A 25,521-nucleotide genomic window follows, 5' to 3' on the forward strand; every position below is an offset into this window, starting at 1 on the left:
CAGTTTGCCTGCCCCAAAAATGCGCAGGCAGACTGCTCAATCCGACACGTGCGCCCCGCCGGTTTTACGGCTGTCTGCCGCGCGCAACCGATCCTTGAGCGTTGGTGACCATGAGGTCTGCCCATCCCTTGTTTCCAACGTCTCTACAATCTCGGCATCCATTCGGAACGTAGCGCGCATCGACATCAGACCGTCGACCACGTTCATCTCATAATCCGTGGGTGCAATGACAAGCTGTCCGGTAAGGCGCACCGGCTCGTGCGCATATGCGGGCGTCCATCCGTTGCGGAGTTTTACTCGGATCATCTGGTTCGGAGCAGGGGGTGGCAGGTGACTGCACATACCGGCCTGAGGCACTAGGTAGGCGACCGAGTGCCCATCCTCATCCGGTGGTGCGGGAAGGGCAAAACCTGTCAGGGTCACCGTTTGACCATTCAGGCTGGGATTTCCGCTGGTATTGGCCCTTTCCCGTCGCTCAATCACGATCTCGCGTTGGGATAACAACCAGTCGACATCAATCTGGTCGGCTGCAAGAGCATCTTCAGTTTCGATCAGAAGCTCCTGCCATTTCTGGCGCTCATCCGCACTGCCAACATCCTGATGCAATCGGCCGCGGAGACGGATCGCAAACAGCAGATCATCGAATTGCTCGGGGGAGAGCGCGCGAAACGGATCGTCGTAATTCTGCACTGCCGGGTCTGGCAATGCGCCCCAATCCAGCGGCGAACCGGGCGCAGCAGCAGCCGGACCCGTCAGGCCCAGCAACGTCAGCAATGTAATCTTCAGCCAGGACTTCATCCGCTTTTCCCGCCAGAAACCCACGATACGCCCGCATCTTAACGGCCCGCAGCGCCCAACGTCCATGCCGAGAGGATCACAATCTCAACAAAGCACAAGCCCGCCCACCCGGTTCGGTTTCGCTTTCCTTTAGGTGCAATCTCATGTATGCGCGCGAGTATCTGAGACGTTGTGCCCTGACCCCGGCACTCGAACGGAAGATAAATGGGGTCGGCGGCAATGGGGCCGCCATGCAAAACCGGAGACCCGCAGGGGCGGGAGTGCTCCGTTCTAGGATACGCATATGTTTGATGTAACGAAGAAATCGATGCAGTGGGGCGAAGAGACGCTGACACTGGAAACTGGCAAGGTTGCCCGTCAGGCCGACGGCACCGTGATTGCCACGCTGGGCGAGACCAGCGTCATGGCCAACGTGACCTTTGCCAAGCAACAAAAGCCCGGTCAGGACTTTTTCCCGCTGACCGTGCACTACCAAGAGAAATACTATGCCGCCGGTAAAGTTCCGGGTGGCTTCTTCAAGCGCGAGGCGCGCCCGACCGAGAAAGAGACGCTGACCGCGCGTCTGATCGACCGTCCGATCCGCCCGCTGTTCGTTGACGGTTTCAAAAACGAAGTTCTGGTGATGTGCACCGTGCTGTCCCACGATCTGGTCAACGACCCCGACATCGTTGCAATGATCGCGGCATCCGCTGCCCTGACCATTTCCGGCGCGCCGTTCATGGGCCCGATCGCCGGTGCTCGTGTTGGTTTCGTGGATGGCGAATACGTCCTGAACCCGACTGTGGACGACATGCAGGACCTGCGCCTGAACCCCGAACAGCGTCTGGACCTCGTTGTTGCCGGCACCAAGAACGCCGTGATGATGGTGGAATCGGAAGCTTACGAACTGTCCGAGGCTGAAATGCTGGGCGCCGTGAACTTCGCGCACGAGCAAATCCAGCCGGTTCTGGACCTGATCATTGATCTGGCCGAAGAAACCGCAAAAGAGCCGTTTGAGTTCGTCGCCCCCGATTACTCGGAACTGTACGCCGCTGTTGCCGCAGCTGGTGAAGAGCAGATGCGCGCCGCCTTTGCGATCACCGACAAGCAAGAGCGCACCGCCGCTGTTGCCGCCGCGCGTGAAGCGATCAAGGAAGCGCTGACCGAAGAACAGCTGGAAGACGCGAACCTGGGTTCGGCGATGAAAAAGCTGGAGGCCGGCATCCTGCGCGGTGACGTCGTCAAGGGCGGCAAGCGCATCGATGGCCGCTCGACCACCGACATCCGTGGCATCGAAGCCGAAACCTCGCTGCTGCCGCGTACGCACGGTTCTGCCCTGTTCACCCGTGGTGAAACGCAGGCGTTGGCCGTGACCACGCTGGGCACCGGTGACGATGAGCAGTTCATCGACGCACTGCATGGCAACTTCAAATCGAACTTCCTGCTGCACTACAACTTCCCTCCGTATTCGGTTGGTGAAGTTGGCCGCGTAGGTGGCCCCGGTCGTCGTGAGATCGGTCACGGCAAGCTGGCTTGGCGCGCCCTGCAGGCGGTTCTGCCTGCGGCAACCGACTTCCCCTACACGATCCGTATCGTGTCCGAGATCACCGAATCCAACGGCTCCAGCTCGATGGCGTCGGTCTGCGGCGGCTCGCTGTCGATGATGGATGCGGGCGTTCCGCTGAAAGCACCGGTTGCCGGTGTGGCCATGGGTCTGATCCTGGAAGATGACGGCAATTATGCCATCCTGTCGGACATTCTGGGTGACGAAGACCACCTGGGCGACATGGACTTCAAAGTTGCGGGTACCGAAAACGGCATCACCTCGCTGCAGATGGACATCAAGGTTGCGGGCATCACGCCAGAGATCATGGAGAAAGCCCTGGCACAAGCCAAGGACGGCCGGATGCACATTCTGGGCGAGATGGGCAAGGCGCTGTCCGAGACCAACGAATTCTCGGTCCACGCGCCGCGCATCGAGACCATGAACATCCCCACCGACAAGATCCGCGAAGTGATCGGCTCGGGCGGTAAGGTCATCCGTGAGATCGTTGAGGTTTCGGGTGCCAAGGTCGACATCAACGACGACGGCGTGATCAAGATCGCCTCGCCTGATGGTGAATCGATCAAGAAGGCATATGAGATGATCCACTCGATCGTCGCCGAGCCGGAAGAAGGTCAGATCTACACCGGTAAAGTGGTCAAGATCGTCGATTTCGGTGCCTTCGTGAACTTCTTTGGCAAGCGCGACGGTCTGGTGCACGTGTCCCAGATCGAAAACCGCCGCCTGAACCATCCGTCGGATGTTCTGAAGGAAGGTCAGGAAGTGAAGGTCAAGCTGCTGGGCTTTGACGATCGCGGCAAGGTCCGCCTGTCGATGAAAGTTGTCGATCAGGAATCCGGCGAAGAGATCGTTCCTGAGAAGAAAGAAAAGAAAGAGGAAAGCGCAGAGTAATCTGTTCCTCTCTCAAGTGACGAAGGCCTCGGTGGAACCACCGGGGCCTTTTTTGTGGTAAAGTGCCGACAGCCGCAGCAGGAGGGATGGCGATGTCGGACAAAGATCATATGGACGCATTGGCGCGACAGTATCTACAGGCTATCGAAAGCGGCGATGTGTCCGAAATGCTGAACCTGTTTGCCGAAGATGCAACGGCAACATCCCCGATCTCGGGCAAGCAACCTGCGCGGGACTTTTACGCCAACGTGATGAAGATTACGCATGATAGGACGACGGTTCACAAGAACACCTTCGCCGACACCTCAGGCGCACCGCAGATGGCTGTACATTTCAACTACACGCGCACCATCCGGGACGGGTATCCAGAAACTATAGAATGCGTCGACCTGTTCGAACTGACTAAGGACAAAAGCCGATTCAAATCAGTTCGGATCATCTATGATACCGCTCCGGTTCTGGTGGATTTCGGCGAGGCCTAACGCTCAGTGCGCTATACCAGACGGCCCGTGCTTCATGACGTGCCATTGGCCGTAGCTGTCGTTCAAATCCAGTTTAATCGCCGCATCCGCCTTGGTCGAGGCGCTGCCGATCTCGGCCAGGGTGAATTCGATCCCGCCGGGGATATCAATCCGAACCCGATGCGGGCCACCGCCATGCGGTGCTTCAATCGGACGACCGGTCGACTTGAGCACATCGCCAATCACCACCTTGGCCGTGCGTCCTTCCATATCCATCTCGAAATCAATTGGCAGGTACAAGGTCTCGTGAAGGGTTTTGCACATCGCGCGGAAGACGAACCAATGGGTCGCCATTTCCTCGGTTTCTTCGCCTTGAAAAACCTTTTCGAGTGCTGATCGCTGCGCATCCGACGCGCTTGGATCAATGATCACTTGCATTTCACCGCCGCCTTCGAAAATCGGGCCGGGCCAGGCATAGATCAACGCAGCCTTTGCCCCCGCAAGGTCTATGTCCCCGAAATGACCCTTGGAAATCTCCAGCACCTCAAACCCCCGGCAATTGCCATGGGTCGGTAATTCCTCGAACTGGCATGGACACGCATAACCGCAATTGCAGTTCCCAAACGCATCGCCCTCAACATACCAATCTGTAAATGCCATCGTCATCTCCTGTAATGCACAGTCTGAATGCCCGATGTTCCTGGTTGCATGCCTGCGGATGAGTCTGCCTGCGCTACCCTATCACATTTCCGTCGCTTCACGAACCGACGACCTGATGCTGCCACCTCCTGAGTCGCTATACATTCGGCCAGACAGGTTGAATTCCGCTGCTCCGGCGCGGGTGTGTGCCAGTTCACAGTCAAGTCAGACACGCCATGGCAGGTTACCCAAAGGAAGCCAATAAGAGCAGAAGTCACCATCCCTTCCAGCGACAGCCGAATTCAATCCGGATCACTTTTTTAAAAAGGCGCCAGATGACTTTAAGGACTTTCAAAGAGCGTATCATCCAAACTGGCAGTTTCGAAGTGATCGGCATCGCCATCGTATCGCCGACCTACGCCTATCTGGTTGGCGCGTCGATGGTTCATGGCTTTGCCCTGATTACGCTGCTTTCTATCGTGGTGCTGATCTGGTCTCCCATATTCAACACCTTGTTCGACCTGATTGAGCGAAACTGCACATGTCGGCTGGCCTGTGAAAGACCGCATCAATTGCGCCTCGTCCATGCAGTTATGCACGAGGTTACGGCCGTTTTGATCACCTGCCCGCTGTTGATGCTGATCGGCGGCCATACCTTGAAAACCGCGCTGCTCGTCAATCTCGGCCTGACGATTACCTACTCAGTCTACACCTATTTCTTTCATATCGTGTATGATCGAATCCGCCCGGTCAGGAAAACCTGTGACACAGTGGTTGAACCGATTTCTCTGATGTCTTGAAAACGCCAAGTCCAAGCCAGGTACTCGCGTTAGGGCCATTCCAACTCTCGGAACAGCACAGTCGGAGTTCCGCCTGCTTCATCTGGCTAAAAATATCTTCGGGGGGAATCGCGCCGCCAGGCGTGATGGGGGGCAGACAGCCCCCCTTGACCCGGCCCCACCTTACGATGGCGCCTTGGTCTTACGCAAATAAGGAAAGATCATCTCGAACTCGCCAAACTTCTCTTTCGCTTCGTCGTTCGAAACGGCAGGCGGGATGATGACATCTTCCCCCGGAACCCAGTTCGCGGGCGTCGCTACACCCTTGGCCGACATCTGCAATCCGTCCAGCGCGCGTAGAATTTCGGCAAAGTTGCGGCCTACGGTCATCGGGTAAGTCATCGACAGTTTCAATTGCTTGTCCGGTCCGATGATAAACACTGAACGTACCGTGGCACTGTCGGCGGGCGTACGCCCATCGGGCAGATAAGCTTCGGCGGGCAGCATGTCGAACGCCTTGGAAACGGCCAGGCCATCATCGGCGATGATCGGGAAACCTGGGCTGGCATTGCCATAAGCTTCAATGTCTTTTTTCCATTTCTTGTGGTCTTCAACATTGTCCACAGACACACCGATGACCTTAGTGCCACGCGCGGCCCATTCGTCATTCAATTGCGCCACAGCTGAAAACTCGGTCGTGCAGACAGGGGTGAAATCCTTGGGGTGCGAGAACAGGATCGCCCAGTTGTCGCCGATCCAATCGTGGAACTGAATGGTGCCCTGATCCGTTTCTGCAGTGAAATTCGGAACCGTATCGTTGATGCGCAAACCCATGATGCATCTCCCTTTTTGTAAAACCCGAGTCGGTCGCGATAAGCCTAATCATTTTGCACAATTGTTAAACCGTTCTTGCCTACGAAATAATTTGATCAAATTATTGCTTGCCGTGCTCTGATCCCGGTGCCAGAGTGGCCGCAAAATACCGGTTTCGTGCAACTAGCACAGGAGGATGCGCCATGATCGAAAAACGCGAGTTCTACATCAACGGCCAATGGGTCGCCCCCTCGGCGGCCAATGACTTTTCCGTGATCAACCCTTCGACCGAGGAGCCCTGCGCAGTGATCTCGTTGGGCGGGCAGGTCGATACGGATGCCGCCGTGGCTGCCGCCAAGGCCGCCCTGCCCGGTTGGATGGCCATGCCGGTTGCAGAACGTATCGCATTAATGGAGAAGCTGACCGAGATCTATCAATCTAGGTCTGAAGACCTCGCACAGGCCATGTCACTTGAGATGGGCGCCCCCCTGGACCTGTCGCGCAGCGCACAGTCGGGCGCCGGGATGTACCACCTCAAGAATTTCATCCGCGCCGCAAAAGATTTTCAATTCGAACGCCCACTTGGCGATCACGCCCCCAATGACCGGATTATCTATGAGGCCGTGGGCGTTGCCGCCCTGATCACACCGTGGAACTGGCCGATGAACCAGATCACGCTCAAGGTAGGCGCAGCAGCGATTGCGGGCTGTACGATGGTATTAAAACCTTCAGAACAAAGCCCGCTGAACGCGATAATCTTTGCCGAGATGATGGACGAGGCGGGTTTTCCGCCCGGTGTTTTTAATCTGGTCAATGGCGATGGTGTCGGGGTTGGCTCGCAACTCTCGGCGCATCCAGACGTGGATATGGTCAGCTTTACCGGATCGACCCGTGCTGGCACCGCGATTTCCAAGGCTGCGGCCGAAACATTGAAGAAAGTGCATCTGGAGTTGGGCGGCAAAGGCGCGAATGTGGTCTTTGCTGATGCCGATGAAAAGGCCGTCAAACGGGGTGTTCTGCACATGATGCAGAACACCGGCCAAAGCTGTAATGCGCCCAGTCGGATGCTGGTACAGCGCCCGATCTACGATCAGGCAGTCGAGACAGCGACCGAAGTTGCCAACAAGGTTGCCGTTGGACCGGCGCTGGAAGAAGGCCGCCATATCGGCCCCGTCGTTAATGAAGTGCAATGGACCAAGATACAGGACCTGATCCAGAAAGGTATCGACGAAGGTGCCCGTCTGGTCGCAGGGGGAACCGGACGGCCTGAGGGGTTGAACAAGGGATACTATGTACGCCCAACAGTGTTTGCCGATGCCAACAACCAGATGACTGTCGCGCGCGAGGAAATCTTTGGCCCGGTTCTGACCATGATCCCCTTCGATACCGAAGAAGAGGCCATAGAGATCGCCAATGACACGCCTTACGGGTTGACCAACTATGTTCAGACGCAGGATGGTGCACGTGCCAACCGCTTGGCCCGAGTATTGCGGTCGGGCATGGTTGAAATGAACGGTCAGTCGCGCAGCGCGGGCTCACCTTTCGGGGGAATGAAGCAATCCGGCAACGGGCGCGAAGGCGGCGTGTGGGGGCTTGAGGATTTCCTTGAGGTCAAATCCGTTGGCGGTTGGGCCTTAGAATAGGCGAGACAGAATTTGGCAGTTAACTTTGAGCTTCTAAATACTTTGGAGCCTGTGTGTGGTGAGCAATTGGCTCAAATGCACACGGGCTCTCTGCTGAGACGATTAAATGACCTGCGAAGCCTGCAAGAAACCTTCCCTCAAAGCGATTGGACGGTCGAAGACAAACAAGCAGTAGAAGCCGCCGGCCTAATCGCTTTCAAAGACCAAGAAAATTGGAAGCACGCTTGGACTGACGTGAAGAACGAACTTGCCCAAAGAGAGCACTTGAAACGGGGCAGCAAAGAAAAAAGGCGTGCCGTGCAAAAGCGAAAGCAAAACAGGTAGAAAATAGCTAAGCCTCCGCCTGTGCCGCTTCATAAGCCAACATCGCGCGTTTCACTGGCAGACCCCAGTGATAGCCACCCAGACCACCGGATTTCCGCAAGGCGCGATGGCAGGGGATCAGCCAACTTACCGGGTTGCGCCCCACTGCAGTACCCACCGCGCGCACCGCCTGCGGTGAACCCACCCGCTGCGCAATCTCGGAATAGGTTGTCACTTGACCCGAAGGAATATGCATCAGCGCCTCCCATACTTTGATCTGCAGGGGTGAGCCGATCAGGTACAGCGGTGTCGGTTCCAAACGATCGCTAACCGCACCGAAGGCGCTGAGCACCCAGGGACGCAGGCGCATCGGATCTTCGACGAAATCTGCCTGTGGCCAACGCGACAGCATATCCTCCATCGCCTCTTCCTCACCGGTTTCCGCGCCGAAAGCCATGCCGCAGATGCCTTTATCGGTGCCCATCACAAGCGCCGGGCCAAAGGGGCTTTCGAACCAGCCCCAATAGATCATCAACCCTGCGCCCTTGCGCGCGTATTCGCCGGGGCTCATGGATTCCCACTTTAGGAACAGGTCGTGCAGACGGCCACTGCCCGACAGGCCAACGTTATGGGCCGTCTCCAACGTGGTGAATCGCTCGCGCAGCAGCGCTTTGGCGTGGCCCAGCGTCAGATATTGCTGATAGCGTTTCGGCGACACCCCGGTCCAGCGCGAGAAAAGGCGCTGGAAGTGCGCGGGGCTCATGTCCATCTGACGCGCCAGTTCATCAAGGCTGAGGGGCTCGCCGCCCTGATCTATGAGCTCGATGGCGCGACGCATGACGTTGTAGTGATAGCCGCCTTCCGGGTTCTGGATATTCATAACTCACCTCTTGCGTTGCATTGATCATAACCCCTCGGATGCGGTCAGAGCGACCCGGAACTTGCGCAACCTGCCACAGGTTTGTCGAAATGCCTGGACCTTGGTACCCTGAATCATTTCAGGAGCCAGCCCATGTCGCCAATTGATGCCTTTCGCCTTTCCGACGCAGCCGCCCGCAAATATCAGGATCATTCCGTCCCTGCGATGTTCGCCCCGCTGGCCGAGGCCACGGTTGAGCGGCTGGAATTGCCCGCTGACGGGCATATTCTGGATGTGGCCTGCGGCACCGGTGCGTTAACCCGCGTCATATTACAGCATTTACCCGGAAAGGGCCGTGTTGTCGGGGCGGATTTGAACCAATCGATGATTGATATCGCTCAGTCTCTGACAACGCAGACAAATCACAGGGTGGACTGGGTGGCATCCGATGTCACGGCATTGCCATTGGATGCACACAGCTTTGATCTGGCCTGTATTCAGCAGGGATTGCAGTTCTTTCCCGACAAACCGGCAGCATTGGCCGAGATTTACCGCGTGCTGAAACCGGGTGGGCGATTGTGTCTGACCTGCTGGCGCGCCATCTCGCCCTTTAACAACGCATTGGCCGAGGCATTGGCAATTCATGTCGGCGATGACGCAGCACAAAAAGCTCGTGCGCCGTTTTCGTTCCGCGACGGGGACGTCATCACCAACCTGCTGCGACAAGCGGGATATTCGATTGCCCTACACGACGGGATCATTCTGCAACGTCGGTTCGAGGATCTGAGAGCGCAGGTCCTTGCCTTGCCGGTCGAACAGGACATGCGCGAAAAAGGCGAGGCCGTGATCGACCTCGTTTTGGACGACATTTCCACCCGCCTAGCCCCTTACGCGCAAAACGGCGTGTTTATCGTGCCGCAGGAAGCGCATTTCTTTGTCACCATGCGGCCCTGACGCCCTTTACCCGCTGGCCTGCACACGGCATTAAGGCGCGGATGGCAAAGCAACTCGATTATCATACGATCCGCGAGATCTTTACGCGTTTTCAGGACGCCGACCCGGAACCCAAGGGCGAGCTGGAGCATGTGAACGTCTATACTCTGGTCGTGGCTGTCGCGCTGTCGGCGCAGGCGACCGATGCAGGCGTCAACAAGGCCACGCGAGAGCTGTTCAAGATCGCTGACACGCCACAAAAGATGCTGGACCTTGGCGAAGAAGGTCTGATCGAACATATCAAGACCATCGGCCTGTTCCGACAGAAGGCCAAGAACGTCATCAAGATGAGCCGCATTCTGGTTGACGACTACGGTGGCGAGGTCCCGAATTCCCGTGCCGCTCTACAATCGCTGCCGGGCGTGGGGCGCAAAACCGCCAATGTGGTTTTGAACATGTGGTGGCGACAACCGGCGCAGGCGGTGGACACCCATATCTTTCGCGTTGGAAACCGCAGCGGCATCTGCCCGGGTAAGGACGTGGATGCGGTAGAGCGCGCCATCGAGGACAATATACCCGCGGATTTCCAGCTGCATGCGCATCACTGGCTGATTTTGCATGGCCGCTATCACTGTAAGGCACGCAAACCCATGTGCGGCACCTGTATCATCCGTGATCTCTGCGAATTTGAGGACAAGAACCTATGAAAACCTACCAGCTTGTCGGCATCGGAAATGCCGTTGTGGACGTGATTTCCCAAGCCGATGACAGTTTCCTGGAACTGATGGGCATCGAAAAAGGCATCATGCAGCTGATCGAGCGGGACCGGGGCGAGGTCCTTTATGCGGCAATGGAAGGGCGGGTGCAGACACCCGGCGGTTCGGTCGCCAACACGATCGCGGGCGCGGGCGCGCTGGGGCTGGATTCGGCATTTATCGGACGGGTGCATGACGACGCCTTGGGTCGCTTCTATGCGGATGCGATGAACGAGGACGGCGTCGATTTCGTCAACCCGCCGGTACCGGGGGGCGAGCTGCCAACCTCGCGCTCTATGATCTTCGTTTCGCCCGACGGCGAGCGTTCGATGAATACTTATCTGGGCATTTCTTCCGAACTTTCGTCTGCGGATGTCTCCTCAGACGTGGCGGGCAACTGTCAGCTCATGTTCCTTGAGGGCTATCTGTTCGACAAGGAAAAAGGCAAGGCCGCGTTCCTTGAGGCCGCGCGTAACTGTCACAAAGGCGGAGGCAAGGCCGGGATCGCCATTTCCGACCCGTTCTGTGTCGAACGTCACCGGGTCGATTTCCTGCTGCTGATCGAAAACGAGCTGGATTTCGTTATCGGAAACGAGGCCGAGATCAAATCACTGTTCGAAACCGACGATCTGGAAGAAGCACTGGCGAAAACTGCCGGGATTTGCCCTCTGGTCGTCTGCACTCGTTCGGGCGACGGGGTGACCGTTCTGCATGACTGTCAGCGCATCGACGTGCCGGTTGAAAAAGTGGTGCCCGTGGACGCAACCGGCGCTGGCGACCAGTTCGCAGCCGGGTTCCTGTACGGGATGGCCACGGGTCGTGATTACGAGACCTGCGCCAAAATCGGCAATGTCTGCGCCCGGGAAGTGATCAGCCATATCGGCCCACGCCCCGAGGCCAATATGCAGGAACTGTTGCGCGCTGAAGGTTTGCTGTAGGTTCTGTCTTCAGAACTCTGCGGCAGTATCGTTCAAGGCCCAGTCGTATTGGTAGGCTCTGACGCGCTGAGCCTCCTGTATCCGCGCACGCAATTCGGGTTCGGCCACTGTGCCGATATAAGCCAGAACAGCCTGCTCGTCCGGCCCGAAATCCTCACGGAACCAGATGTAGATCTTGGACAGGATTAACCCGCCGCGCGCGTCAAACCGCACCCCGCGCGGATCGTTGACATAGGCGCGTTCGGCGGCGGCAAAGTCACGCTCTAGCGTTTCGGCCCGCCAGGCGCGATCCATCAGGTTCGGGCAACCTACAGCGGCGCAGTTCAGGGCATAATGAATGCGCGGCTCATCGAATGTGGGTCGGATAATGCGATGTTCGATATCGTTCAGGCTCAAATCCTCGCCCGCCACCTGCACCAAAGGCCGGCTCCAGGGACCAATCGAAAACGGCCCGTCCTTTATATCGCGGATCGAGGCGACCGGGTAATCCTCCAGCACGACATCCACCGTCGCCGCGTTATAGAGGTTGATCCAAAAGGCCAATTGCTGATCGCGTGTCAGGTCTGCCGGATCGACGGCCTGCAGTTCGATAAGGTACCTATCCAGCCGATCTCGGTCAGGTATTGTCACCCTTCCATAGGCCACCCGGTTCACGCCTTCTGCGTCCAGTGCAACGTAGCGAGACAGAAAATCCGTCCAATCCCGGTGATCGACCTGCTGCCCAGGCGGTGGGGCAAAACTGGTCAGTGATTTCTGTGGCAAAGCCTCGGGTGCAGGCAGCGCAAGGCGTTCGACACTGGCACAAGCCGCAAGCAAAGGCAGCAACAGGATCAACAGCTTTTTCATGATGCGTCCTTCCGGGCCCGGCGAAGGGCCCGCATCTTTCCTTTGAGGTGCTTCAACGGGGCCATTGCTGGATCATTTAAATCCGGTAAGTCTGGCGTGGCGGACAGACGTGGAGCAGCCGCGTTCCACCAACTTGGCCCAGAGGGGCCTTCAATTCGGTCAGGCGTCGCAAGATGCAGATCGCGTTGTGCATTGTGTGCGCACATGGACAAGGGACCATTCGCCGTAGCCACCATGAACACGCAAGATGCGCAGCGATCTTCCTCCAACGCATCCGCCGCCATAAAGTTATGGATGAACACCGCCTGACGCCGCATCGGACCACGCAGCAACCCTGACCCCAGCCGCGCCACGCTCAGCGCCAAATGACCCAGCACCCGCAAAGCCAGCAGCGGATAACGCAGGATCACGCGACGTACTTTGGCGCGGATACGGATATGCGCGTCTTTCTGGTCGTCCACGGCCTCAAGCGCGGCAATCACCTGATACACCAGCCGCCGGTTCGACAGAAGAGAGACCGCCCGCCCGCCGGCCGTGAGCACACTGGCATATCGGTTGCATTTGGAATGCCCAACGGCCGCAGCGCCAAAATGTAACGGGGTGCCATAACCCGCCTCAATTGCGCGCGCCACGCTGTCCTGTGTGATCGCGTCGGGCCGTTCACGCAGGACCCCACGCCCGGTATCGGCCTGCATCTGGAACGAGACAAATGCGACCTCTGGACAATCCCGCAAAAACCGTGCCAGCGCAGAAAGCTCGTCGAAATTGCCGCCGAACACGGTGGTGTTGAACAGGATGCGCAGCCCCAGCCCGCGTGCCCGGCGGATATAGGCGCGCCGCACCGTGTTCAGCTCGGCCTCGTTGCCGAAGCCTTTGCGCTCCTGCGTCATGTCTACGTGGAAGGCCACATCATCCAGCCCGGCCGCCGCAAGCCGCGTCAGAAATGCCCGGCTGGCGCGAATACCGTTTGTCATCAGACAAGACCGCATCCCCAAGCGGCGAATTTCACGACAAAGCGCCTCAATATCTTCTACCTTGCGCAGGGTCGGATCACCCCCGGTCAACTGTACCGAAACCCCGGTGCCATAGTGGCTGCGGATCGTGGCAAGCCGCGCGTATAGAACCGAAAGCGGCGGATCATAGGTCATTTCGGCCCGGTCCGAGAGATAACACAGCGTGCAATCCAGATTGCAGCGCTGGGTGACCTCAAGCGCGACGCAGGCGATAGGATAGAAGCGCCCCGCCGTCTGACCCGCACCATATTCACCGCAACCTTGCAAACCCCCGCGCAAAGGCGCGCGACGGTCGGTGCCAAGAAATTTGCGCCCGGCGGGGACGATGCTGCACAGGCTTGAAGCGGTATCTTTCATACGCCTCAAGTTAAAGGCGAGGGGCATCCCCGGCCACGCCCCTTCACGGCAAATTGTGGGATGGCGAGGTCGGGATGACGCGCCACGCACCAATAAATTTGCGGGCCCCGGCGTGACCCTGCAGGGGATCAATGGCAAACTGACCGGAAATGCTGGCCGGCCTCTGAATACCTTGAGGAACTCTAGTCCGAAGAAAGACCAAGAAAGTCAGCAAAAGCGTCCACCACCTTCTCGTACACCTCACGCTTGAACGGTACGATCTCTTGGATCAGCTTGTCGGGGTCTTGCCATTTCCAATGGGTGAATTCCGGGTGATCTGTGGCGATGTTGATCTGATCGTCTCCGCCAGTGAACCGCAACAAAAACCATTTCTGCTCCTGACCTCGGAAACGGCCCTTCCAGATCTTGGGCACAATGTCATGGGGCAAGTCGTAGGGCAGCCAGCCGTCGGTCTCGGCCACGATTTCGACCAGATCAGACGTCACGCCGGTTTCTTCCCACAATTCGCGTAGGGCGGCATCGCGCGGGTCTTCGCCTTTGTCCACACCGCCCTGAGGCATCTGCCAGGCGTCCTTGTGGCGATCATTGCGCTGGCCGACGAATATCTTGCCCTTGGCATTCATCAGCATCAGCCCGACGCAAGGGCGATAGGGCAGCTTGGCGATTTCTTCCGGGGTCATGCGCGGCCTCATAATTCTGCTACGAACTGTCTGTAACAAGCACGGCAGCGCCCGCAAAGGGGGTGACGTTAGGTTTCGCGTGACAAAGTTGACGCGAAGGTCAATCTAACCGGCAAATATCGGGAGAGAGAGTTCGCCATGACTGCGTACCCACATATGCTGGCCCCGCTGGACCTGGGCTTTACCACGTTAAAGAACCGCGTGCTGATGGGCTCGATGCATACCGGTTTGGAAGAGACCGGTGACTGGAACCGGGTGGCCGAATTCTATGCCGATCGCGCACGGGGTGGCGTAGCTTTGATGGTGACTGGGGGGATCGGGCCAAACCTGGAAGGCTCGGTGTTGCCCGGCGCGTCTATGATGACCACCGACAAAGACGTGGAAAACCATTCAATAGTGACCGACCGAGTACATCAGGCCGGTGGCAAGATCGCGATGCAGATCTTGCATGCGGGACGCTATGCTTATGGTCCGAAATGCGTGGCCCCCAGCCCGGTGAAATCCCCGATATCACCCTTCCCGCCGCATGAGTTGGACGAGGATGGGATCGAGAAACAGATCCGCGATTTCGTCAATGCCGCCGTCTTGGCTCAAAAGACAGGCTATGACGGGGTCGAAATCATGGGCTCGGAAGGATACTTCCTGAACCAATTCCTGGTGACCCATACCAACAAGCGCACCGACCGCTGGGGCGGTTCCTATGAGAATCGGATGCGCCTACCGCTCGAAGTCGTCCGACGCACGCGCGAGGCAGTAGGCACAGACTTTATTATCATCTATCGCCTGTCGATGATTGATCTGGTGCCCAATGGCTCGACCCATGATGAGGTTGTAGAATTAGCGCAGCGGATCGAGCAGGCCGGAGCAACGATCATAAATACAGGAATTGGCTGGCACGAGGCTCGCATTCCGACCATCGCCACCAGTGTACCGCGTGCGGCCTTTGCCTGGGTGACAAAAAAGCTGATGGGAAAGGTATCGATCCCGGTGATCACGTCGAACCGGATCAACACGCCCGAAGTAGCCGAAGAGGTTCTATCGACGGGCTGCGCCGACATGGTTTCTCTGGCGAGACCGATGCTGGCGGATGCCGATTTCGTCAACAAGGCGATGTCGGGTGAGGCAGCCAAGATTGCGCCCTGCATCGCGTGCAATCAGGCCTGTCTGGATCACACCTTCAGCGGCAAGCTAACGTCGTGCCTTGTGAACCCGCGTGCCTGTCATGAAACCGAACTGGTGATCGAACAGGCCGAGACACGGAAAACGGTTGCCATTGTCGGTGCTGGCCCGGCTGGTCTGTCCACTGCGATGACCGCCGCCCAGCGCGGCCATGACGTGACTCTGTTTGACCGCGCGGCTGAGATCGGCGGACAGTTAAACATGGCCAAGCAGGTGCCGGGCAAAGAAGAGTTTTGGGGGCTGGTCGATTGGTATCGCACTATGATGGCTGATCTAGGCGTGAAGGTAGAGCTGAACCGCGAGGTCAGCGCCGATGACCTGAGGGGCTTTGACGAGGTTGTCATCGCCACAGGTGTTACCCCACGCGATCCGCAGATACCGGGGCAGGAACGTGAAAACGTCCTCAGCTATATCGACGTATTGCGGAAGAAGGCCGAAGTCGGCAAATCCGTCGCCGTGATCGGCGCTGGCGGCATTGGTTTCGACGTATCCGAATATCTCGTCGAAGAAGGCCACAGCCCCACCACAGACCTGCCCGCATGGATGAAGGAATGGGGCGTCACCGACCCCGAGGAGCACCGCGCGGGTTTGGCCCCCGAAGGCCCACAACCCGAGGCCCCCAAGCGTCAGGTCACTTTACTGCAGCGCAAGAAACAGGCGCATGGCAAGGGGCTGGGCAAGACCACTGGCTGGATTCACCGCACGACACTGAAGATGAAAGACGTGAACTTCGTGGGCGGCGTGAATTACGAACAAATCGACGAGAACGGCCTGCATGTCAGCTTTGGCGAAGAACGTGCAGATCCCACCGTGATCGCGGCGGATACGATTGTTCTGTGCTCTGGACAGGTGTCCGAGCGCAGCCTTGCGGACGCGCTGATCGAACGCGGGATCACCCCGCATGTCATCGGCGGCGCGGATGTGGCTGCCGAGTTGGACGCCAAACGGGCGATCAATCAGGGAACGCGACTGGCGGCTGGATTGTAAGTACGGTCAATTTCGACGCAGATATGTCGGCAATCACCTAGTAAACGACGATTGACCGACTAGAGTGGCAATGCCGAATGTAGGGGCGGCTTGCCATGGTCTTTGCCACCATATTATCCGGGCTTGCCCCGAGTTTCCTGATGGTCGCGCTCGGCGGGGTGATCCGGGCGCGCTTGTCTGAGAATGCATGGCAGGGCCTCGACAAGCTGAACTTTGAAATTCTGTTTCCCGCATTGCTGTTTGTCGCGGCCTGTAAACGGCCCATCGCTGTGGCGGATGTGCTGCAGATTGGCCCAGCTGTTTGGACCATTCTGATTTTTGCGATGCTTTTAGGCTGGGCAGCCCGACCAATCGGCCCGGACCGGTTTCTGGATTTTGCGGGCGGCTGGCAAACGGTGTGGCGCTTTAACTCGGCAATCGCACTGGTGGCATCACAAACCCTGGGGCCGGGCACAATCGGTCAGATGGCTGTAGCCATCGGGATGGCGGTGCCTGTTGCCAACATGCTTGCGGTTTTGGTGCTGTCAAAAGGAGGCAGCCTGAGCGTTTTGCAAACCTTGTCCAAAGTAGCGCTGAACCCCTTTTTGCTGGCAAGCGTCCTAGGCGTGGCGGTCGGCCTTTCCGGCATCTCTATTCCTGCGCCCATTCTGGCCCCACTTGAAATGGTCGCTGCGGCGGCAATTCCGATTGCGCTGATTTCAATCGGCGCAACAATGAACTGGACCGCTCTGGCAAAGATGGATCGGTTCAGCGGATATGTTTGCCTGACACAGCTGGTTCTGGTGCCGGGCGCTACATTTCTTGTCTGCCTTCTTGCCGATGGGGCGAACGGGCTGGCCCCTGTATTGATCCTTTTTGCAGCACTGCCTACCGCGTCCGCTGCACATGTTCTGGCGTCTGGCTTCGGCGCTGATAGAAAACTGGTGGCCACGCTGATAGCTCAATCAACACTTCTAAGCGCTGTGACCCTGCCACTGTGGATACTGGCGGCAAGAGCCGTGTTTTAGGGATCGCACCGCCGTCTGTCAGGACCTACTCCACCGTAATCGTAATCACCTCGGACACAATCGGCGTGGCATGCGGCACGTGACCTGCATCACCAAGCACCAGCTGCAGGGTATGTTCTCCGGGGGCAAGGTCCAGCGTCACTTCCGTCTGGCCACCACCGAAATGAACATGGTTGTCATCTGACGGCAGCCCATAGGCCAATTCATCTGCCCCGTCTTCACCTTCACCCAATGGCGGACGGTCGATCAGCAGATGATGGTGACCTGTGTTTTCTTTCTCGGTCCCGGCAGGTGCCACGCCCATACCGCTCAATCCAAAGACCACGGTAACGGGCGACTGAACTGTGTCACCGTCGGACAGATTCACAAAATAGACTTTGGCTTCGGGGTTGGAAGGCGTCTCTCCTCCTGCCAGCGCAAGGGTGGCCGATATGAAAAATGCTGCAATAGCGAAAAAGGCTTTCATGATCTCCTCCGTGGTCACAAATTTGCCATTCTCATCATAGCATATCAGCGCCAAGGCCTATAAATCCCTTTCTCTTTTGGGTTGTGGCACCGTTGGAAACCACTGTTTCCGCGTTTCCCAAGCGCAAACGATCCGAATAAAATCCCCGATATTATCCCATGTCCGCCCAGTTTCCGCCCAGATTGACCCCAATAGTGAGACAATGAATAAAGGACCTGGGGAACGAGAATGGACAGACTGACCGAAATGGAGGCCTTTGCCAATGTGGTGGACCAAGGTGGCTTCACCGATGCGGCGAAAAAGATGGGCATCTCCAAATCGGCCGTATCTAAGCACGTATCGAGCCTTGAGGCGCGACTAGGTGCACGGCTGCTGAACCGCACGACCCGACGTGTTTCACCAACAGAAATCGGGCTGGCCTACTATGATCGCGCCCGCCGCGTTCTGAATGACGCAGGCGAGGCGGATGCGCTGGTGACCTCGATGCAATCAGCCCCATCCGGTCTGCTGCGCATCAGCGTAGCGACAGATTTCGGCGTGAACCATTTGTCGCCGGTATTGTCGGAATTCCTGGCCGCTTACCCGGATATCACCGTAAATATGGTGCTGAACAATCGCTATGTGGAACTGATTTCGGAAGGGTTCGACGTGGCCGTGCGCATCGGCGAACTGGAAGACAGCACGCTGCGCGCACGCAAGCTGACCGAAACCGTGAAACGTATGGTCGCCGCACCCAGCTATGTCGAGAAATTCGGTCGCCCGCAAAAGATCGACGATCTGAACGAACACAAGCTGCTGCATTACTCCAGCCAGTCTTCCGGCAACGTCTGGCGGCTGACCGCGCCTTCAGGTGAAAAACGCCAGGTTCGCACTGCCGGATGGCTAAGCGTTAATGACGGGCAATCTCTGTTGAATGCGGCCATCTCGGGGTTGGGTATCGCCTATTTGCCCAGCTACCTGTACGCCGACGCGTTAAAATCCGGCGCGGTGCTGGATGCAATGCCATCGCTGCCAGACGAGGTACAAGGTGTCTATGCGGTTTACCCGCCCGGCCGCTTCACGCAGCCGAAGGTGCGCGCTTTCATTGACTTTCTGGTAGAAGCCTTCGCGGACAAGGGCCTGATGGACTGGTCGGGCTCGTAAGAACCTAATACATCACGGAAAACGTGTTGAACGCATATTCCCGCAACGCAGCGTGAAATCGGCGCTATTGCGGCGCTACGCCCCTAAGCATTGGCCTGTGCTCGCCCCGACAATCAACGCTTGGGAACATTATCCAGTCGACCGATTGAACCTTTTTTGATTCTGGAGGCCTACCTGACCCAAGTCACCCGGATCAGTTGACCAGCAAAACCGCCTCGACCCGGCGGTTCAACTCGCGACCTTTCGGCGTTTCATTCGATGTCAACGGTGCAAGATACCCGATGCCTCGCGCCTCCAGCCGGTCGGCGGCAACACCATGCGCTTCAATCATGCGGGCGCGAACGGCCTGTGCCCGGCCTGTGCTGACCGATATATTGGCGTCCAGCGCGCCGGTGTCGTCCGTATGCCCCACAAGCGCCAATCGTGTATCCGGATTGTCGGCCAGATAGCTCGCAATCTGTGCCAATGAGGTGAAAGGACCCTCCCCCAGAGTAATCTCGCCGGTTCGAAAATGCAGATCATCCAGAATGACGTGGCCATTTTGATCCAGCGCAGCCAGAAGATCCACCGGAGTGCTAACCACTTCTTCAACTACCAGCGGCGGCGGGTCTTCTGAGCCAACCGGTGTAACACGGATCATCTGAATATATCCGCTGGGCGGATTGCGACTGATCAGTAGGCTCAGCACATCATCTCCGCGCGCAGCAGACAGAAATCGATAATCCTGAATCGCCACATACATGTCAGGGGTCGGAACCACCTCGGTCGCGAAACGGAAATCAAATCCACCACAGGCGTCGGCCTCACATTCAAACAGCACGTCATAGCCCTGTGCGATGATCTGGTCGCGCAGCGGTGCCAGCAATTGCAAAGTAGTGCTTGAGCCTGATTGCACACGCCAGGTAATCCGTTCCACCCGCCCTTCAGTTTGGCGCACCGGCAGAGTGTCGTTGGCAAAAGGACCGATGGGCAGATCGTAGCTGTCCAGCGGGCTGGTCCGGTCGCTGATCTGGCGCGATCCGGTCGGCATAGTCATCTCTTGCGCGGCAATAGGCCCGGCCAGAAATAAAAGGATCAGTGAAGCAAATCGGATCATCGGGCCTGCGCGTGGTACTCGTCGTTCGGGGCCATCGCCGTGGCGCTCGCCACCCGGTTCGACATGTTGAAAAATCCGGTGACGTTGGCGATGTCCCATATATCCCGGTCGGTGAACCCCGCATCACGCAAGCGTTGACGATCAGGTTCCTCGATCTCGGTACTGGCAGTGGTCATCTTGGCGGCAAAGTCCAGCATCGCCCGCTGGCGCGCGTCCAAGGGGGCAACGCGGTAGTTCATTACCAGCATTTCGCCCAATTGTGGATCGCCTGACAATTGCCGCACCGCCGCACCATGGGCCACGAGGCAATAGAAGCATTTGTTGATCGCCGACACGACCACCGCGATCATCTCACGCTCCAATTTGCTCAGTCCGCTGTCGCCCAGCATCAGGTCGTTATACATCGCCGTGAACGCGTTCAGCTTATTGATATCAAAGGCATAGGCGCGCAATACATTCGGCACAAAGCCCAGTTTTTCCACACAAATATCAAAGTATTTCTGCGTCTCTGGCGGCAGGGGGTCCACCATCGGCAGGTCCAGCGCAGTGGGCTGATTTTGGTCGGTCACGTCAGGTTCTCTCCTTAGACAAGCTGACGGTAGTGGTATTCGCCGACAATCTCCATCCCAAGGGTGCGATAAAGCCCGTTGGCCCCCTCATTTGCCTTGGTACAGATCACGCTAAGCGTTCCTGCACCGTTTTCCCGCGCCCAGAACGCGGCGGCGCGCATAGCCCAGTTTCCCATCCCCTGACGGCGGTGGTCGGGCAAAATTTCAAGTGCGTGGACCATAGCCACCCTGTCCTGTATCGAGACAAAACCGGCGCCAGCGGGCTGATCATTTCCGCGCAGAAGCAAACCAATTTTCGGGCCTTTGGCGCGCTGCATCACCGCGACCCTCTCAGGCCCGACGCCGCCCCGGGCCCAAATCTCACGCATGATGGCCAACGGCTCCCACGTTGTGAATACGGTGACTCGCGGGATCGGCAAATCCGTCAGGTGATCGACCGGGCAGGCATAGATGTTGACCGGGTCCAGAACCTCATAGCCTCGCGCGGCCAGTTGCTCATCAAGCACCTCGTCCCCCGGACGCAGGCAGAAGATACGCTTTTGCCCCATGGCCAGCATCTCGGCCTCGGCGGCATCGATATCCTCGTCTGTCACCGCACCCAGCGCGCTGGCAGCGGACACCCGCGAGCCACCGCCCCGCCCCTTCCGCAACTGAAACGGCCCCAGCCGATCGTACCCTGCGGCAGGCCAGGTGCCGTCCACGATTTCCGGCCAGCTGATGTTCACAGACCCAGCTCTTTTGCCAATCGGGTGACGGCGGCGTCGATACGGGCGCCATCAGTTCCGCGGATCACTACATTCGACCCAAAAGCACCGTTGACCTGAAACGGGTAGCTGCCGATGGACAAGTCCGAAAAATCCTTGGCCAGCGCTGACAGGGGGCCGGCGATATCACCCTCGCCCCGATCAACCCGCAATGTCTGCGACAGCAACGGGCTGCCACCGGTCAAGCCGGGCAGTACACTGGCCACCATGGCCTGAAAGACCGAGGGCACCCCGGCCATCACATGCACGTTTTGAATAGTGAAGCCCGGCGCGGTGGAAACCGGATTATCGATCAGCGTCGCACCGTCCGGGATGCGGGCCATACGCAGGCGAGCCTCGTTCAGCTCTTGCCCCGACTTGTCATAGCGAGCCTGCAACAAGGCACGCGCATCCTCGCGCACGTCGATGGGGGTAGTGAAGGCGCGTGCGATGCAATCGGCGGTGATGTCGTCATGGGTCGGTCCGATCCCACCGCTTGTGAAGACGTTGTCATAGGTGTCCGACAAAGCCTTGACCGCGGCCTCGATCGCGGGTGCATCATCGCTGACAATCCGAACCTCTTTCAGGTCGATGCCGTGTTTGGTCAACTCACCGGCCAGAAAATGCATATTCGTATCGCGGGTCCGGCCCGAGAGGATCTCATCCCCGATCACAAGCATTGCAGCGGTTGGATTGGCCATGGCGCACGCCCCCTCTTGATCGACCCTTAAGGCAGGTATAGGCCCTGAGACATGCGATTTGAAACCCCCCTTGTCCCCGCCCGTCTGATCCGCCGCTACAAACGCTTTCTGGCCGATTGCACGCTTGAGGACGGGCGCGAGGTGACAGCGCATTGCGCCAATCCGGGCTCGATGATGGGATTGGCCGAACCAGGTGAGAGGATCTGGCTGGAGCCCAATGACGATCCGAAGAAAAAGCTGAAATACGGCTGGCGGCTGGTTGACCACGAGAATGGGCAATTTACCGGGGTCGATACCTCGGTCCCGAACAAGGCCCTGCGCGCAGCGCTGGAGGCCGGGGAAATTCCGGAACTGGCGGCCTATGAAACCATCCGCCCCGAGGTAAAATACGGCGAAAACAGCCGCATTGACTTTCTACTGACCCAACCCGATTTGCCGGATGCCTATGTCGAGGTCAAAAGTGTCACCCTCTCACGCCAGCAGGGTCTGGCCGAGTTCCCCGACAGCGTCACCGCGCGTGGTACCAAACATCTGGGCGAACTGGCGGCGATGGCGGCGCAGGGCCACCGGGCGATCATGCTGTATCTGGTGCAGCGCACCGATTGCGACCAGTTTACGCTGGCTGCCGATATTGACCCAGCTTACGCCGCAGCGTTCCAAGCGGCGCAGACACAAGGGGTGGAGCGGTTAATCTATGGGACGCGGATTTCGCCCGAGGGCGTTTGGGTTCAAACAACGCGTTTCACAGACTAAAGACAGGCCATGGAAGTGACAGCCATCCTCATAATCGACAGTCGAACACGGTTGCGGACAAAGGCATTTTGTAGTCGCTGATTTCAAAACGCTTTTGAAGAGCCGACAGGATTTCGGCGACGACAGCATCCGGATTCACATCGCCGCGCTCCTTGATTTCATCAATCAGTGGGTTTCCATAGACCAACGCAGTCGCGAACTTCTCGACGTTGACGATCGGCTTCGTCAACTTGATGGTTTCGTGCCTGATATCCTTCCATCCGGCAGCCACAAGATCAGCACGAACGACCTCTGGGTCACCATAGTGAAACGGGACCTTGTAAAACCCCGGCGGATCATCCGGAAAGAATTGGGCCACCGTCCTATGTGCCGTTTCAGAAAACGGGTTCTCGGTCATCGGACTCCAGACATTAAACACATAACGCCCACCGGGCTTCAAAACACGGGCTGCTTCCCGGTAGGATTCGGTTTTGTCCGGAAAGAACATCACTCCGAACTGACAGACCATTAAATCAAACGAGTCATCCTCAAACGGCAGTTCCATAGCGTCCGCAGTTGAAAACTCCACGTTTTCATCCTCGGAAAACTTGCCCTTTGCAATTTCAAGCATGGGGGCATTCAGGTCTGTAACCACCAAAGCTGAATCTGGGTGCAACCGATCTCGCAATCTCCGACTGACGATTCCTGTACCGGCCGCAAGCTCCAAAACACGCTCACTCGGGATGCTGCTGCACAAGTCAGCCAACTTCTCAGCGTAATCTGTAAAAATATTTGGCCCCAGACCTTGATCGTAGTGGCTTGGAATATCACCAACAAAACTTGCAGAATTACTGGACATTGCCCCCTCCAAATTTGCCCTTTGCAAATAAGAGGAAATCTACCTGAAATACCGCTTTTTAGCGAGTCCGGGCAGGGGCTCTGAACTTAATCCCGAAGGTCCGGCCACAAATCAGCATCGAGGCTTTGAACAAATGGCTTCAGCTGATCCGCCGCTGCCTGCCAGCCTCCGACCGAAGCCGTGTTAACCGGTTTGCGGGCCTGCAGATTACTGGCCGTTCGAATCGCATTCGCGGATTTGTCAGGCGACAGCATGGCGTCTTCGAACGGCAAATCGCAAATCCCCGCAATATCCTGCACAATGTCCTGCAGGTTGCTGACCAGTGTTTCATAGTGAATGTCATGTACCCGACCCGGCAGGACCGCGTGCCAATGCCGCATGTATCGCTGATAGCGGTTGGCCTCGGCAGCCATCCATTTCAGGTCATGTGTGTAATACAACCCCCCAGCACCGAAATTCGCACGCCACATGGACAGAGCGACATCGCGCGGGTCACGCAGAACGTTCAGGATCACCGCGTTGGGAAAGGCCTGCGCGATATCCCCCAGAAAAGCGTAGTTGCCCGGAGCCTTGTCGACAAAGGCCACGGCATCCTCGGGCACAGTTGGCAGTTTTTTCAGATAGAAGTCCGCCAATTTGTGGTCCGCGCGCCAATCGGGCGATTGTGCCTCGGCCTTTCTGGCCCATTGGTGCACGGTTGCAAGCTCACCCAACCCCTGAACACGGGAATGTCGGGCCAGAATACGCTCAACCAGCGTAGTACCGGAACGGGGCAGACCGACCACGAAAATCGGTCGGGCTCTGTCTGGCAGAACGGACTCAGCTACGGGCAGCGGAGCAGCCAGCCGCTTGGCGCAGTCCTGTTCGCTTTGCGCCTCCCAATCTTCAAACCCGGCGCGCTGTAGCTTATGGGCCTCGGCCAGATGTTGCATTTCCAACGGTGTATTTTTGTCCCGGCGCGCAAGGTTTGCCGCCGCATACTGAAGTTTCACAGCATCCTGAGGATTTGCAGTGCCACGCTCAAGTGACCCGGACACCTGAGGTTTGAGTACCGCGATATCCTCGAAGGTCAGGTTGGGTAGACCGGTTATAATCTCTAGCGCTTCGGGATGACCCGGCGCAATCGCCAAAGCTGCACGTACGTTTTTCAGAACGTCACCCAGTTGACCCAGACCAATTTGTGCTCTGGCCAGATGAAGCAGGCCGGGAAGGAACCTCGGGTTCTTTCTGACCGTAGCCTTTAGAACATCGACGGCGCTGTCCCACTGATGCATCTCGTTTAGACAGTCGGCTTTCAGAATCTGCGCATTCAGATTGGCGGGTTCAAGTTTCAAAACCTGATCAACGATGGCAAGCGCCTGCTCTGGCTCCTGCTCTTGCAGCAAGGCTAGGGCCCGGATGAACTTCTGCGCCGGGTTAAGAGGACCACGAGCGTTGATTTTATCGAGGAACTTCAATGCGGCTGCAGGGTCGCCACCCTGTACGAGACTCAGCGCGTAATTCTGGATCAGCTCGGCATTGCCCGGGTCCAGCTGCCAAGCCCGTTCAAAATGAATCTGGGCCTGTTTGAAGTTTTGCTGCTGCACCGCACACAAAGCCGCAAGCCGGGGTAAAGCCGCAGCCTTGGGCCATTTTTTGGCTGCCTTGGTGGCACGTTTTAAGGCGCGATCCAGCCGACCTGCCTTGAGAAGCTCGCTGATACTTGCGATCTCTGCCCTCAACTGGTCAGCTTTTCTTTGCATTTGCATGCCCTTCCCTGTTTCACGCGCCCGCGCAGGCTCGTCATGT

General features: G+C 57.7%; 26 protein-coding genes. 12 read left to right on the forward strand and 14 right to left on the reverse strand.

Annotated features, from left to right (window positions below; translation table 11 throughout):
• Positions 1–36: 36 nt before the first annotated feature.
• On the reverse strand, positions 37–798 hold the full coding sequence (locus tag GOW93_RS05175) for a DUF3299 domain-containing protein (protein ID WP_170382056.1): 762 nt from the start codon (positions 796–798) through the stop codon (positions 37–39).
• Positions 799–1,081: 283 nt separating this feature from the next.
• Here GOW93_RS05175 and pnp point away from each other — a divergent pair, with 283 nt between their 5' ends.
• Together pnp and GOW93_RS05185 are read left to right on the forward strand one after the other, a co-directional pair.
• On the forward strand, positions 1,082–3,232 hold the full coding sequence (gene pnp, locus GOW93_RS05180; RefSeq protein ID WP_170382057.1) for a polyribonucleotide nucleotidyltransferase: 2,151 nt from the start codon (positions 1,082–1,084) through the stop codon (positions 3,230–3,232).
• A gap of 92 nt (positions 3,233–3,324) precedes the next feature.
• On the forward strand, positions 3,325–3,714 hold the full coding sequence (locus GOW93_RS05185; RefSeq protein WP_170382058.1) for a nuclear transport factor 2 family protein: 390 nt from the start codon (positions 3,325–3,327) through the stop codon (positions 3,712–3,714).
• Between the two features lie 3 nt (positions 3,715–3,717).
• Here GOW93_RS05185 and GOW93_RS05190 read toward each other — a convergent pair whose 3' ends face one another.
• Positions 3,718–4,353, reverse strand: coding sequence for a DUF1326 domain-containing protein (locus tag GOW93_RS05190; protein ID WP_170382059.1), 636 nt, complete (start codon positions 4,351–4,353; stop codon positions 3,718–3,720).
• A gap of 314 nt (positions 4,354–4,667) precedes the next feature.
• On the opposite strand from GOW93_RS05190, the gene GOW93_RS05195 reads away from it, so the two are divergent.
• Complete coding sequence (locus GOW93_RS05195; RefSeq protein WP_170382060.1) at positions 4,668–5,132, forward strand: PACE efflux transporter; 465 nt, start codon at positions 4,668–4,670, stop codon at positions 5,130–5,132.
• 162 nt (positions 5,133–5,294) lie between these two features.
• Here the strand turns inward: GOW93_RS05195 and GOW93_RS05200 are convergent, their stop codons facing one another.
• Positions 5,295–5,945: a peroxiredoxin gene (locus GOW93_RS05200; RefSeq protein WP_170382061.1), complete on the reverse strand. Its 651-nt coding sequence runs from the start codon at positions 5,943–5,945 to the stop codon at positions 5,295–5,297.
• 182 nt (positions 5,946–6,127) lie between these two features.
• On the opposite strand from GOW93_RS05200, the gene GOW93_RS05205 reads away from it, so the two are divergent.
• Both GOW93_RS05205 and GOW93_RS05210 read left to right on the forward strand, forming a co-directional pair.
• Positions 6,128–7,567: an aldehyde dehydrogenase family protein gene (locus tag GOW93_RS05205; protein ID WP_170382062.1), complete on the forward strand. Its 1,440-nt coding sequence runs from the start codon at positions 6,128–6,130 to the stop codon at positions 7,565–7,567.
• A 12-nt stretch (positions 7,568–7,579) separates the two neighbouring features.
• Positions 7,580–7,891, forward strand: coding sequence for a hypothetical protein (locus tag GOW93_RS05210; RefSeq protein WP_170382063.1), 312 nt, complete (start codon positions 7,580–7,582; stop codon positions 7,889–7,891).
• A 7-nt stretch (positions 7,892–7,898) separates the two neighbouring features.
• On the opposite strand, the gene GOW93_RS05215 is transcribed toward GOW93_RS05210, so the two are convergent.
• Complete coding sequence (locus GOW93_RS05215; RefSeq protein ID WP_170382064.1) at positions 7,899–8,750, reverse strand: methylated-DNA--[protein]-cysteine S-methyltransferase; 852 nt, start codon at positions 8,748–8,750, stop codon at positions 7,899–7,901.
• A 132-nt stretch (positions 8,751–8,882) separates the two neighbouring features.
• Between GOW93_RS05215 and GOW93_RS05220 the strand changes: the two genes are divergently transcribed.
• Genes GOW93_RS05220 through GOW93_RS05230 form a run of 3 tightly spaced genes read left to right on the forward strand, consistent with a single transcriptional unit; the run spans position 8,883 to position 11,355 of the window.
• Positions 8,883–9,683 (forward strand): class I SAM-dependent methyltransferase, encoded by an 801-nt coding sequence (locus GOW93_RS05220; protein ID WP_170382065.1) that lies wholly within the window; start codon positions 8,883–8,885, stop codon positions 9,681–9,683.
• A 41-nt stretch (positions 9,684–9,724) separates the two neighbouring features.
• On the forward strand, positions 9,725–10,369 hold the full coding sequence (nth, locus tag GOW93_RS05225; protein WP_170382066.1) for an endonuclease III: 645 nt from the start codon (positions 9,725–9,727) through the stop codon (positions 10,367–10,369).
• Entirely contained in the window at positions 10,366–11,355 is a 990-nt protein-coding gene (locus GOW93_RS05230) for an adenosine kinase (protein WP_170382067.1), read from the forward strand. Before nth ends, GOW93_RS05230 begins: the two co-directional genes overlap by 4 nt.
• 9 nt (positions 11,356–11,364) lie before the next feature.
• Here GOW93_RS05230 and GOW93_RS05235 read toward each other — a convergent pair whose 3' ends face one another.
• The 3 genes from GOW93_RS05235 to GOW93_RS05245 form a co-directional block, all read right to left on the reverse strand.
• Positions 11,365–12,201, reverse strand: a complete 837-nt coding sequence (locus tag GOW93_RS05235) for a DUF547 domain-containing protein (protein ID WP_170382068.1) — start codon at positions 12,199–12,201, stop codon at positions 11,365–11,367.
• Positions 12,198–13,571: a radical SAM protein gene (locus GOW93_RS05240; RefSeq protein ID WP_170382069.1), complete on the reverse strand. Its 1,374-nt coding sequence runs from the start codon at positions 13,569–13,571 to the stop codon at positions 12,198–12,200. Before GOW93_RS05240 ends, GOW93_RS05235 begins: the two co-directional genes overlap by 4 nt.
• 182 nt (positions 13,572–13,753) lie before the next feature.
• Positions 13,754–14,251: an RNA pyrophosphohydrolase gene (locus tag GOW93_RS05245; RefSeq protein WP_170382070.1), complete on the reverse strand. Its 498-nt coding sequence runs from the start codon at positions 14,249–14,251 to the stop codon at positions 13,754–13,756.
• A 138-nt stretch (positions 14,252–14,389) separates the two neighbouring features.
• Here GOW93_RS05245 and GOW93_RS05250 point away from each other — a divergent pair, with 138 nt between their 5' ends.
• Both GOW93_RS05250 and GOW93_RS05255 read left to right on the forward strand, forming a co-directional pair.
• On the forward strand, positions 14,390–16,417 hold the full coding sequence (locus GOW93_RS05250) for an NADPH-dependent 2,4-dienoyl-CoA reductase (RefSeq protein WP_170382071.1): 2,028 nt from the start codon (positions 14,390–14,392) through the stop codon (positions 16,415–16,417).
• A 95-nt stretch (positions 16,418–16,512) separates the two neighbouring features.
• The gene (locus GOW93_RS05255; RefSeq protein WP_170382072.1) at positions 16,513–17,424 is read left to right on the forward strand and encodes an AEC family transporter; all 912 of its coding nucleotides are present in this window, start codon (positions 16,513–16,515) and stop codon (positions 17,422–17,424) included.
• Positions 17,425–17,449: 25 nt separating this feature from the next.
• On the opposite strand, the gene GOW93_RS05260 is transcribed toward GOW93_RS05255, so the two are convergent.
• Entirely contained in the window at positions 17,450–17,890 is a 441-nt protein-coding gene (locus tag GOW93_RS05260) for a DUF4399 domain-containing protein (protein ID WP_170382073.1), read from the reverse strand.
• Between the two features lie 228 nt (positions 17,891–18,118).
• On the opposite strand from GOW93_RS05260, the gene GOW93_RS05265 reads away from it, so the two are divergent.
• Positions 18,119–19,033: a LysR family transcriptional regulator gene (locus GOW93_RS05265; protein WP_170382074.1), complete on the forward strand. Its 915-nt coding sequence runs from the start codon at positions 18,119–18,121 to the stop codon at positions 19,031–19,033.
• Between the two features lie 193 nt (positions 19,034–19,226).
• Here GOW93_RS05265 and GOW93_RS05270 read toward each other — a convergent pair whose 3' ends face one another.
• The 4 genes from GOW93_RS05270 to GOW93_RS05285 are packed head-to-tail and all read right to left on the reverse strand — an operon-like array spanning position 19,227 to position 22,142.
• Positions 19,227–20,129: an OmpA family protein gene (locus tag GOW93_RS05270; RefSeq protein WP_170382075.1), complete on the reverse strand. Its 903-nt coding sequence runs from the start codon at positions 20,127–20,129 to the stop codon at positions 19,227–19,229.
• A complete protein-coding gene (locus GOW93_RS05275; RefSeq protein ID WP_170382076.1) occupies positions 20,126–20,698 on the reverse strand; it encodes a peroxidase-related enzyme in 573 nt (190 codons plus the stop codon). Before GOW93_RS05275 ends, GOW93_RS05270 begins: the two co-directional genes overlap by 4 nt.
• 14 nt (positions 20,699–20,712) lie before the next feature.
• Positions 20,713–21,423, reverse strand: a complete 711-nt coding sequence (locus tag GOW93_RS05280) for a GNAT family N-acetyltransferase (RefSeq protein ID WP_170382077.1) — start codon at positions 21,421–21,423, stop codon at positions 20,713–20,715.
• Positions 21,420–22,142 (reverse strand): competence/damage-inducible protein A, encoded by a 723-nt coding sequence (locus tag GOW93_RS05285; RefSeq protein ID WP_170382078.1) that lies wholly within the window; start codon positions 22,140–22,142, stop codon positions 21,420–21,422. Before GOW93_RS05285 ends, GOW93_RS05280 begins: the two co-directional genes overlap by 4 nt.
• A 51-nt stretch (positions 22,143–22,193) precedes the next feature.
• Between GOW93_RS05285 and sfsA the strand changes: the two genes are divergently transcribed.
• The gene (gene sfsA, locus GOW93_RS05290) at positions 22,194–22,895 is read left to right on the forward strand and encodes a DNA/RNA nuclease SfsA (RefSeq protein WP_170382079.1); all 702 of its coding nucleotides are present in this window, start codon (positions 22,194–22,196) and stop codon (positions 22,893–22,895) included.
• A 28-nt stretch (positions 22,896–22,923) separates the two neighbouring features.
• On the opposite strand, the gene GOW93_RS05295 is transcribed toward sfsA, so the two are convergent.
• Positions 22,924–23,733 (reverse strand): class I SAM-dependent methyltransferase, encoded by an 810-nt coding sequence (locus GOW93_RS05295; protein ID WP_170382080.1) that lies wholly within the window; start codon positions 23,731–23,733, stop codon positions 22,924–22,926.
• A gap of 86 nt (positions 23,734–23,819) precedes the next feature.
• Positions 23,820–25,475 carry a tetratricopeptide repeat-containing sulfotransferase family protein gene (locus tag GOW93_RS05300; RefSeq protein WP_170382081.1) on the reverse strand — a complete coding sequence of 552 codons (1,656 nt, stop codon included), beginning with the start codon at positions 25,473–25,475 and terminating at the stop codon, positions 23,820–23,822.
• Positions 25,476–25,521 lie beyond the last annotated feature (46 nt).

Source organism: Ruegeria atlantica (assembly GCF_013032455.1).
GTDB classification, from domain to species: domain Bacteria; phylum Pseudomonadota; class Alphaproteobacteria; order Rhodobacterales; family Rhodobacteraceae; genus Ruegeria; species Ruegeria atlantica_B.